Here is a 9,761-nt window from a genome sequence, read left to right on the forward strand (position 1 = left end):
CACGTCTTACTGATCTGCGTTGGAGCGGCGATGCGGAATGGTGAGCTGTGCGAAGACTTGAGCGGTCTGCCTATGCCCTGCTGGCGGGTGCCGGCGATATCATCGCCGTGCTGTCGCCGGACGGCCGGTTCGCCGAAATGGGGCCGGCGTCGCTGCGCGTCCTCGGCGTTCCTCCGGAGGCTCTGCTGGGGACGGCCGCGCTGGATTGGGTTCATCCGGACGACCGGGACGAGGTCGCCCGCCGTCTCGCCCGCCGTCTCGCCCAAGATCTCGCCGGACACGGGCACGGGGCGTCCGCCGACGGCATCGGCCGGTTCGCCTGCCGGCTGCGCCACGCGGCGGGTGGCTGGCGGCATCTGGAGGTGACGGCGCTGAACCGGCTGGACGACCCCGATGTCCAGGGGATTGTCCTCAACGCCCGCGACGTGACCGACCGGGTGGAGGCCGAACAGCGGCTGCGGGCGAGCGAAACGCTCTACCAGACCTTAGCGGACGCCGCCCCGGTCGGCATTTTTCAGGCGGATCGGGACGGCGCCATCGTCTCCGCCAACCCGCGCTTCGCCGCCATCGCCGGGCTGCCGCCCGATGCTTCGCATGGGCATGGCTGGCGCGCCGCGCTGCATCCGGATGACCGCAAGCGGCTGGACTCCGAATGGGCGGATGCCTTGGCGTCGGGACAGCCGATTCTGCTGAATTTGCGCTTCCGCGGGGCGGATGGCGGGATCACTCACGCCCTGTGCCAGGGCTCGCCGCTGGCCGACGCGGACGGGAGGATGCGGGGCTGCGTTGGCACGCTGACCGATATGACCGAATATGTGCGGACGGCCGACGCCCTGCTGATGGCGGAAGCCCGGACCAACGCCATCGTGGACGCCGCCGCCGACGCCATCGTCACCATGGACGGGGAGGGCATCGTCCACAGCTTCAACCCGGCGGCGGAGGCGATGTTCGGCATTCCTGCGGGCGACATGATGTGGAGCCGGATCGACCGGCTGATTCCGGACATCGTCGGGCTGCTTCAGGATGGCGGGCTGGCCGTCTACCAGCCGGGCGGCGAGGCCCATGGCGCCGGGGCTGTGCGGGAGGCCGTGGCGGTGCGGGGCGACGGCCGCTTCCCCATCGAACTGTCGGTGAGCGCGGTCGAGACGGGCGGGCGCCGCGTTTTCACCGGCATCATCCGCGACATCACCGCGCGCAAGCGCGCCGAAAGCGACCTGATCGCCGCGAAGGAGGCCGCCGAATCGGCGGACCGCGCCAAGTCGACCTTCCTTCAGGTCATGAGCCACGAACTGCGGACGCCGCTGAACGCGGTCATCGGCTTTGCCCAGGTGATCGAAATGCGGCTGCTCGGGCCGCAGGATGTGGACCGCTACATCGACTATGCCGGCTCGATCCGCCAGTCGGGCGAGCATCTGCTGGCGATCATCGACGACATACTGGACATCACGACGATCGAAGCCGGCGGGCTGCGGTTGAACGAAACACCCCTCGACCCGTCCGCCCTGGTGGGTGAGGCGCTGAATCTCGTCGCCATCCAGTCGGGCAAGCGCGGCGTGCCGATCCATATCGAGTTGGAGGACGGTCTGCCGATGCTGTTCGGCGACGCGCGGCGTCTGCGGCAGGTGCTGGTGAATCTGCTCTCGAACGCCGTGAAATTCTCCAACCCCGGCGAACCCGCCGTGGTGCGCGCGCGCCGCGGCGGCGACAGCGGGCTGGAATTGTCGGTGACGGACACCGGGATCGGCATCGCGGCGGAGGATCTTCCGAAGGCGATGACCCCCTTCGTCCAGGTCGACCAGTCGATGGCGCGGCGCTACGAGGGGATGGGGCTCGGCCTGTCCATCTCGAAACGGCTGGTCGAGGCGCATGGCGGCAGGCTGCACATCGACAGCGCGCCGGGGCAGGGGACCACGGTGACGGTGGCCTTGCCGCCGGGCCGGGTCATGGCCGACGGATGACGGCTACGGCGAGGCCTCCCTGCGGACGCAAAAACGGCGCCCCGGTTTCCCGGAGCGCCGTGCCGACGTGTGGAGGTTTCCGGTTACGCGGCCTGCTGGGTCAGCGCGGGCTTCGCCGTGCCGTTGGTGCCGATCTGAATGGTCCGCGGCTTCATCGTCTCCGGCACCTCGCGCACCAGATCGATGTGGAGCAGCCCGTTCAGCAGATTGGCGTTGCCCACCTTGATGAAGTCGGCAAGCTGAAAGCGGCGCTCGAAAGCGCGGCCGGCAATACCCCGGTAGAGGAATTGGCCGGTCTCCTGTTCCTTCTTAGCTTTTCCTGTGACCACCAGAGAGTTCTGCTGAGCGGTGATCTCCAGGTCTTCCGGGCCAAAGCCGGCGACGGCCATGGTGATCCGGTAAGCGTCGTCGCCCGTTTTTTCGATGTTGTAGGGCGGGTAGGACGCGGCGGCCTCGTCGCCGGTCATCGCGTTCTCCAGGAGTCGCGAGAGGCGATCGAACCCGACGGTCGAACGGAACAGGGGCGAAAGGTCGTAGGAGCGCATGACATATCCTCCAGATGAGCGATACAGCGATCGGAGACCACGATCATCGTCGGTCCCTCGGCTTGCGGATCCGGCGAACCCCAACTGGGCGTCCGCCGATACCGCGACAGATAAGCGAGCGTCCTTGCCGTTCAAGAGCGCGCTTTTCGAAATTCACCGGATCGCGCCGCCCCCGCCCACAGGGCGGACGGCGGGGGTCCATAACCACTCATCGATTGTTAATCAGTTGCGGCGAGGCTCGGAATCGGGCCATTCGGCCGCGGGAGGGGTACGGCCGTGATGGAAACACCGACCTTCTTCAACGGGACTTACGACGAGACGATGGCGTTGCTGATCGAGGCGCGCAATTACATCGCCTATCATGACGCCGCCAGCCATCGGGCGCTGCCGCCCCAGGTCCGGCTTCAGATCTCGTACGAATCCATGCGGGTGACCAGCCGCCTGACCCAGGTCATGGCCTGGCTGCTGGCACAGAAGGCCGTCCATGCCGGGGAGATGACCCGCGAGCAGGCGGCGAGCGAAGATTTCGCCCTGTCGGGCGGGGACATTTGCACCGATCCCTCCGGCCCCGACAACGAGCAGCTTCCGGAAGGCCTGCGCAGCCTTCTGGAGCGCAGCCACCGGCTCTACATGCGCGTCGCCCGCCTGGACGAGCGCGCCCGCGACGCGGTGGCACTGGCCGGCTGACGGCCGGCTTTTTCAAAAGCCGCAAACGCGAAAAGGGCGCCCGGCGGACCGGACGCCCCTTTTCGTTTTGCGGGCGAAGAAGCTTACTTCTTCAGGCCGAAGCTCGCGAAGCGCTTGTTGAACTTGGCGATCTGGCCGCCCGTGTCCAGCAGCTTCTGCACGCCGGTCCAAGCCGGGTGCGACTTCGGGTCGATGTCGAGGCGCAGCGTATCGCCCGGCTTGCCCATCGTGGAGCGGGTCTTGAACGTGCTGCCGTCGGTCATCACCACGTTGATCTCGTGGTAGTCGGGATGGATATCAGTCTTCATGGCCGGGGTTCCTGCAAAGCGAGCGCGGTCTATAGCAAAGCATGCGGAATGATGCAACCGCGTTCCTGCGCCGGAAAACTGGGCAGTCCTAAAGCTGGGCAGTCCTTAGGAATCGCCGCTTCGCCGTGCCGCCATGCCCGCGTGGTTCCATCCGCCGGCCGCACCATACCTTGTTCATAGGTCCCCCCCTTGCTATATGCCGGGCTTGCCCCCGTGCACCATCCGCACACTGTCCTGCCCTGGGGAGCCCCGGTGTCCCGTCCGTCGTCCAAGTCCGATCCGGTGTCCGAAGGGACGCCCGTCGCCGCAACGCGCCGTCGCAACCTGTCGCCGCTGCGCCGGCTGTTTCCTTTCCTCTGGCCCTACCGGCTGCACATTCTGGGGGCCATGCTGTCCCTGACCGTGGCCGCCGGGACCGTCCTGGGGCTGGGGCAGGGGATGCGCGTCCTGGTGGACCAGGGCTTCGTCGCGGGCGATTCGGCGCTTCTCGACCGGGCGCTCCTGGTGTTGCTGGTGGTCATCGTGCTGATGGCCGCCTCGACCTTCGGGCGCTTCTATCTGGTGAGCTGGATCGGCGAGCGGGTGGTCGCCGACATCCGCCGCGCCGTCTACAGCCATGTGGTGAAGCTCTCTCCGGGCTTCTTCGAGACCACCAAGACCGGCGAGATCCTGACGCGCCTGACCACCGACACCGAGGTGCTTCAGACCGTGGTCGGGTCCTCCGTCTCGATCGCGCTGCGCAACACGCTGATGTTCGTCGGCGGCACGGCGATGCTGCTGGTGACCTCGCCGAAGCTGGCCGGGCTGGTGTTCCTGGGCGTGCCGGTGGTCATCCTGCCGATCATCATCCTGGGCCGGCGGGTGCGCGCGCTATCACGGGCCAGCCAGGACAAGATCGCCGACCTCGGCTCCTTCGTCGAGGAGACGCTGGGCGCCATCCGCACCATGCAGGCCTACACGCACGAGGCCATCGACCGCAGCCTGTTCGGCGGGCGGGTGGAGGACGCCTTCGCCACCGCCCGACGGCGGGTGACGGTGCGCGCCATCATGACGATGATCGTCATCGTGCTGGTCTTCGGCTCCGTCGGCCTCATCCTGTGGATCGGCGGGCACGACGTGCTGGCCGGGCGGCTGACGGTGGGGCAGCTCTCGGCCTTCGTCATCTATTCGGTGGTCGTCGCCGGTTCGGTCGGGGCGATCAGCGAGGTGGCCGGCGACCTCCAGCGCGCCGCCGGCGCGACGGAGCGGCTGTTCGACCTGCTCGACACCGAGCCGGAGATCCGCGCCCCGGCCAACCCGCGCGCGCTTCTGGAACCGGCGCAGGGCGCGCTGTCCTTCCGCGACGTGCGCTTCCATTACCCGTCGCGCCCGGACTGGGCGGCGCTCAAGGAGTTCTCGCTGGAGATCGAACCTGGGGAGACGGTGGCCCTGGTCGGCCCGTCGGGCTCCGGCAAGTCCACGGTGTTCCAGCTTCTGCTGCGCTTCTACGATCCGCAGGCCGGGGCGGTCACCCTGGACGGGGTGGACGTCCGCGACGCCGACCCGGTGGAGGTGCGGCGGCGGCTCGGCCTCGTGGCGCAGGACCCGGTGGTCTTCTCCGCCAACGCCTGGGAGAACATCCGCTACGGGCGCCCGGACGCCAGCGACGCCGAGGTGCTCGCTGCCGCCGAGGCCGCCCACGCGCTGGAGTTCCTGCAAGCGCTGCCCGAGGGGCTGGACACCTTCCTGGGCGAAAAGGGCGTGCGGCTGTCCGGCGGCCAGCGCCAGCGCCTGTCCATCGCGCGGGCCATCCTGCGCGACCCGCCGGTTCTGCTGCTCGACGAGGCGACCAGCGCGCTCGACGCGGAGAGCGAGCGCATGGTGCAGGACGCGCTGGACAAGCTGATGACCCGGCGCACCACGATCATCATCGCGCACCGTCTGGCGACCGTCCTCAACGCCGACCGGATCGTGGTGATGGAGCAGGGGCGCGTCGTCGCCACCGGGCGCCACGCCGACCTCGTCCGTGAGGGCGGCCTCTACGCCCGCCTCGCGGCGCTCCAGTTCGACCGCGCGGCGGACGAGGCCGGGCTGGTCGGGGGCTGAGGAGCCCGCCGCCCTTCGGGCGCCGGGTGCGGAACCCGTCCGCGTTTGCGGCGGTTGTCGGGCCATGTCCACAGACACGACTCATCGTCCTTCACCGGTACGGGCGGCGGGGCTTTCCTGGGCGGGATACCTGCTGGGTTTCGCGCTCGGCGGCTTCTTCGACGGGATCCTGCTGCATCAGGTGCTGCAATGGCATCACCTGCTGTCGGCGGTCGAATCCTCGGCCGTGCAGGACATCCGCGTTCAGATCTTGGCGGACGGCCTGTTCCATGCGGCGATGTACCTCGTCGCGGCGGGCGGCCTGTGGCTGCTGTGGCGGAGCCGCCGCCGCTTCGCCGAGTCGGGGGCGGACCGGTTCCTGTTTGCCAACGCGCTGATCGGATTCGGCGTTTGGCACATCATCGACGGCGTCCTGTCCCACTGGATTCTCGGCATCCACCGCATCCGCATGGATTCGGCGAACCCGCTGTTCTGGGACCTGCTGTGGTTCGTCGTCTTCGGCGTCGCCGTCGCCGGGGCGGGCTGGCGGTTGCGGCGCGGCGGGGGAACGGGCGGTGGTGGCCGGGGCGCGCCGGTGGCCCTGACGCTGGCAATTCTGATCGCCGGGCCGGTCGCCGCTTTGCCGCCTCCGGGCGTGACCACGGTGATGGTGCTGTTCCAGCCCGGCACGACGGCGATCGAGGTCTTCACCGCCTTAGCGGCGGTGGACGGGCGGCCGGTCTGGCAGGATTCCTCCGGCCAGCTCTGGGCCATTGATCTGGGCGAGGGAGGCAGCCCGACCGCGCTGTACCGGCACGGCGCCCTGCTGGTCAGCAACACGCTGCTGCCGACCGGTTGCCTCGACTGGTTCCGGACCTGAGGCGCCGCCGCCCGGTCACGCCACGCCGAGGCGGCTCAGCGTCGGCAGGCGCTGGCGGGTGAAGCGGTCGAACCGGGCGCGCAGCTCCGCCATATTCGCCTCCTCCCCTTCGAGCCGCGCGCCGTCGCGCGACAGGGCGAGCCCATCCGCCGACAGCGCTTCCCAGGCGGTCGCCGCGGGGTCGGCGCCGGTGCGCCGGGCCAGCAGGAACAGCGCCTCCAGCCGCGACAGGGCGACGCCGGAGCCGAGAACGGGCGACGCCAGCGTGTCCAGCGTGTCGTCGCGGCGGTTGCGCTCCAGGATGGCGGCGTTGAAGCGGTCGGCCTGCAGAGCGCGCGCCGCTTGGCCAGCCTCGGGCAGGGCGGGCGCCGTCAGGGCGAGGCTGGTCAAAATCATCAGAGCGCGCAGCACAGCCTCCTCGCCGTGGCGGGCCAGGGCGGGCAGGGTGGCCAGCTCGGCCAGCGTCGGCGTGCCGGCGGCCAGCGCCTCGGCGAGCGGGCCGTGCAGATCCTGGGGCAGGGGCACGCGTCCGACCGGGGCCAGCACCACCTCCGGCAGATCGTCGGGCGGCACCAGAAGGGCGAAGCGGGTGGCGCGAAGCCGGTCCCGCCGCTCCGCCGTGGTCAGCCGCTCCGCCCCCTTCACGAACAGGTCGCGGCGGAAGGCGCGGTTGGTCAGCAGGTCGCGCAAGGTCTCGCGGTAGGCCGGGTCGCGCGCCTCGGCCAGCAGGGGCAGGGCGTCCGGCGGCAGGGACAGCTCGTCCATCTGCTCCATCGGGACGGCGGGGCCGGCGAAGTCCAGCTTGGCTGCGGCCAGCTCGCGCGCCACGTCGGCGTGGTAGAAAGCGGTCCAGTCGCGGTTCAGATACTCGTGGGCGATGTAGTTGGGCGACTTGCGTTTCAGCGAATCCAGCCGCGCCGGCAGCGCGTCCGCCTGGGCGAACGAGCCGGCGTTCAGGGCCGTCAGGCGGCTGGCGAAGGCCACGGCCTCCTCGATCCGTTCCGGCAGCGGGCCGGTGCGGTCGGCGCAATGCTCGACCAGGACGCGGCGCAGCGGCATGTAGGCGAGCGTGCCGGGCAGGGCGTTGTAGCTGACGAAGACCAGTCCGCCGGGCTTCAGCCGACGCTTCAGCATCTCGACCAGGATCGCCCGGTTTTCCGCGCTGACCCACGACCAGACGCCGTGCAGCGTCACGACGTCCAGATCCTTGCCCCCGCCCTGGGCGTAGTCGGCGAAGCTCTCCTCCAGGAAGGCGGCGTTGCCCAGTCCGGCCTCGGCGGCGAGGCGCTGGGCGCCGGCGATGTGGCCGGGGTTGAAGTCCACTGCCTCGAATCGGGCGCCGGGATGGCAGCCGGCCAGGACGGCGCTGCTCACCCCATGGCCGCAGCCGATCTCCGCGCAGGTGAAGAACCCGGCGGGGTCCATCGGGGGCCGCCAGCCGCGCAGGGTCAGCGCGAAGGACAGCAGCGCCGGCGACAGTTCCCGGTAGAAGGCATGGATGTAGCCGATCCCGCCCACATAGCCCTCGGTCCAGCCCTGCATCGTCTCCACTCCTTCCATCCGCCGCGAAAGGGTGATAGCGCCGGGCTTGGCGGCCTGTCAAAGAAGGCGGTTATGAACGGTGAATGCGGAGCCGGAATGAGCCCCGCAAAAAAATTCGATCCTATCCATTTTGGTATCGACAAGCCCCGGACCCTTCGCTATAAACCGCGCCACACCGGCCGGGACGACGGCTTGGCCGGACAGGAACCCTAGTCGATACGGTCAGGCACCCCCTGACGCAGAGACGAAGGCTTCGGTGCCGGTGTGAACGATAAGTGATGGGCGCATAGCTCAGTTGGTAGAGCAGCTGACTCTTAATCAGCGGGTCCAAGGTTCGAGTCCTTGTGCGCCCACCATCACTTGCCGGATCGAAAGGGATCGTTCCCAGGACCCTTTCATGCCGCCGGGTGTTTCGACGTCCGGATGGGAATGGGCGCATAGCTCAGTTGGTAGAGCAGCTGACTCTTAATCAGCGGGTCCAAGGTTCGAGTCCTTGTGCGCCCACCATTCCCTAAGATCGGTATGACAGCGACGCACACAAAAGGGCTGCCCTCGGGCGGCCCTTTGTGCGTTTGGGGCTCCGGGTGCGCGATCATGCCTGATTGGCGCCTGGGCGGCGGGGGACGAGCAGGTTCGCGGTCATCTGCTGCACGGTCTCTCCGTCCTGGTTGAGCGTGGTGGTGCGCACGCGGGCAATGCCGCGGTCGGGACGCTTGCCCGACACGCGGACCTCCAGGATCTCGCTCTCGATGCGCAGCACGTCGCCGGGGCGGGTGGGCTTGGGCCAGCGGATATCCTCCACCCCCATCCCGACGAAGCCGCCGGCGAGCGCGCCGTTCCCTGTGACGATCATCCGCATGGTCAGTCCGGCGGTGTGCCAGCCGCTCGCCGCCAGCCCGCCAAAGACGCTGTCCCGGGCCGCCTCGGGGTCGAGGTGGAAGGGCTGCGGGTCGAACTGGCGAGCGAAGGCGACGATGTCCTCCTCCGTCACAGTGACCGGGCCGCCGGTGAAGCGGTCGCCGGGGGTCAGATCGTCAAGATAGCGCATGGGGCTGTGAACTCCCGTCACGGGTTGCCTGGTCGCAATGCGTTAACCTCTGCAAGGCGGGAACGAAAGCGATACCTGCCACGCAAAAATTGCAAAGCTGTCGGGACGCAAAATGTCGGCACCGGAATCGCCCGCCGGGCATGGACCAACCCACACAACCGCGGGCCAACCCACAAAACAACGACGCCGCAGGGCGGGCCTGCGGCGGTCTGGTCCGGTCGGACGGAGCGTGAGTGTCGCCTATTCGGCGGCGGTGCTGGCCATGCGGCTGCGCACGGACGGCGGCGGCTGGTTCCCACGATAGTCCTGCAACCGCGTGGCGCGCAGGCCCCGCATGCCGTGGCTGTCGATCAGCCGCTGCCAGGACAGGAACTCCTCCACGGACAGGGTGTAGCGGCGGCACGCCTCCTCAAGGCTGATCAGCCCCGAACGCACGCCGGCCACAACCTCCGCCTTGCGCCGCATCACCCAGCGCTTGGTGTCCGGAGGGGGAAGATCATTTTCTGTCATCGGCCGTCCTGCTGGACCGATGACCGACGCTCCACTGGAGCCATCGTCGCTCATTTCAAGCTCGCGAGATGACATGCGCGGACGCTCCACCATCAGCAGTGTATTCCACGATTTGGTGGTAATCTACCCCTTCTCCGCTTAACAAAAGCCTAAACGATAGGGTTAATGTTTTAAGCATAAAAGGCATGGCGCATAGGTCCATTCGGACCCCTGCCCATG

At 68.6% G+C, this 9,761-nt stretch carries 9 protein-coding genes and 2 tRNA genes; 6 read left to right on the top strand and 5 right to left on the bottom strand.

The window, feature by feature from the left end:
* Nucleotides 1-47 precede the first annotated feature (47 nt).
* The gene (locus FHW79_RS06105) at nt 48-1,958 is read left to right on the top strand and encodes a PAS domain S-box protein (protein ID WP_348984060.1); all 1,911 of its coding nucleotides are present in this window, start codon (nt 48-50) and stop codon (nt 1,956-1,958) included.
* A gap of 83 nt (nt 1,959-2,041) precedes the next feature.
* Here FHW79_RS06105 and FHW79_RS06110 read toward each other — a convergent pair whose 3' ends face one another.
* Nucleotides 2,042-2,503 carry an Hsp20 family protein gene (locus FHW79_RS06110; RefSeq protein ID WP_038526830.1) on the bottom strand — a complete coding sequence of 154 codons (462 nt, stop codon included), beginning with the start codon at nt 2,501-2,503 and terminating at the stop codon, nt 2,042-2,044.
* 279 nt (nt 2,504-2,782) lie between these two features.
* Between FHW79_RS06110 and FHW79_RS06115 the strand changes: the two genes are divergently transcribed.
* Complete coding sequence (locus tag FHW79_RS06115) at nt 2,783-3,190, top strand: DUF1465 family protein (RefSeq protein ID WP_183178316.1); 408 nt, start codon at nt 2,783-2,785, stop codon at nt 3,188-3,190.
* A gap of 83 nt (nt 3,191-3,273) precedes the next feature.
* Here the strand turns inward: FHW79_RS06115 and rpmE are convergent, their stop codons facing one another.
* A complete protein-coding gene (gene rpmE / locus FHW79_RS06120; RefSeq protein ID WP_014241009.1) occupies nt 3,274-3,498 on the bottom strand; it encodes a 50S ribosomal protein L31 in 225 nt (74 codons plus the stop codon).
* Between the two features lie 252 nt (nt 3,499-3,750).
* On the opposite strand from rpmE, the gene FHW79_RS06125 reads away from it, so the two are divergent.
* Together FHW79_RS06125 and FHW79_RS06130 are read left to right on the top strand one after the other, a co-directional pair.
* The gene (locus FHW79_RS06125; protein ID WP_348984061.1) at nt 3,751-5,583 is read left to right on the top strand and encodes an ABC transporter transmembrane domain-containing protein; all 1,833 of its coding nucleotides are present in this window, start codon (nt 3,751-3,753) and stop codon (nt 5,581-5,583) included.
* A 64-nt stretch (nt 5,584-5,647) separates the two neighbouring features.
* Nucleotides 5,648-6,442: a DUF2243 domain-containing protein gene (locus FHW79_RS06130; protein ID WP_183178071.1), complete on the top strand. Its 795-nt coding sequence runs from the start codon at nt 5,648-5,650 to the stop codon at nt 6,440-6,442.
* A gap of 15 nt (nt 6,443-6,457) precedes the next feature.
* On the opposite strand, the gene FHW79_RS06135 is transcribed toward FHW79_RS06130, so the two are convergent.
* Nucleotides 6,458-7,984: a class I SAM-dependent methyltransferase gene (locus FHW79_RS06135; RefSeq protein WP_183178072.1), complete on the bottom strand. Its 1,527-nt coding sequence runs from the start codon at nt 7,982-7,984 to the stop codon at nt 6,458-6,460.
* Nucleotides 7,985-8,264: 280 nt separating this feature from the next.
* Between FHW79_RS06135 and FHW79_RS06140 the strand changes: the two genes are divergently transcribed.
* Nucleotides 8,265-8,340: transfer RNA gene (locus FHW79_RS06140), tRNA-Lys, on the top strand.
* Nucleotides 8,341-8,415: 75 nt separating this feature from the next.
* Nucleotides 8,416-8,491: transfer RNA gene (locus tag FHW79_RS06145), tRNA-Lys, on the top strand.
* A gap of 85 nt (nt 8,492-8,576) precedes the next feature.
* Here FHW79_RS06145 and FHW79_RS06150 read toward each other — a convergent pair.
* Nucleotides 8,577-9,032, bottom strand: a complete 456-nt coding sequence (locus FHW79_RS06150) for a MaoC family dehydratase (RefSeq protein WP_183178073.1) — start codon at nt 9,030-9,032, stop codon at nt 8,577-8,579.
* Between the two features lie 240 nt (nt 9,033-9,272).
* The gene (locus FHW79_RS06155; protein WP_051657784.1) at nt 9,273-9,596 is read right to left on the bottom strand and encodes a DUF1153 domain-containing protein; all 324 of its coding nucleotides are present in this window, start codon (nt 9,594-9,596) and stop codon (nt 9,273-9,275) included.
* Between the last annotated feature and the right edge of the window lie 165 nt (nt 9,597-9,761).

Source organism: Azospirillum sp. OGB3 (assembly GCF_014192915.1).
In the GTDB taxonomy this organism is placed as follows: domain Bacteria; phylum Pseudomonadota; class Alphaproteobacteria; order Azospirillales; family Azospirillaceae; genus Azospirillum.

Excerpts from the sequence above, each read along its gene's own strand:
- FHW79_RS06135 (WP_183178072.1), bottom strand. The coding sequence starts at position 7,984 with ATGCAGGGCTGGACCGAGGGCTATGTGGGCGGGATCGGCTACATCCAT.
- FHW79_RS06110 (WP_038526830.1), bottom strand. The coding sequence starts at position 2,503 with ATGCGCTCCTACGACCTTTCGCCCCTGTTCCGTTCGACCGTCGGGTTC.
- FHW79_RS06115 (WP_183178316.1), top strand. The coding sequence starts at position 2,783 with ATGGAAACACCGACCTTCTTCAACGGGACTTACGACGAGACGATGGCG.
- FHW79_RS06155 (WP_051657784.1), bottom strand. The coding sequence starts at position 9,596 with ATGAGCGACGATGGCTCCAGTGGAGCGTCGGTCATCGGTCCAGCAGGA.
- FHW79_RS06150 (WP_183178073.1), bottom strand. The coding sequence starts at position 9,032 with ATGCGCTATCTTGACGATCTGACCCCCGGCGACCGCTTCACCGGCGGC.
- rpmE (WP_014241009.1), bottom strand. The coding sequence starts at position 3,498 with ATGAAGACTGATATCCATCCCGACTACCACGAGATCAACGTGGTGATG.
- FHW79_RS06130 (WP_183178071.1), top strand. The coding sequence starts at position 5,648 with ATGTCCACAGACACGACTCATCGTCCTTCACCGGTACGGGCGGCGGGG.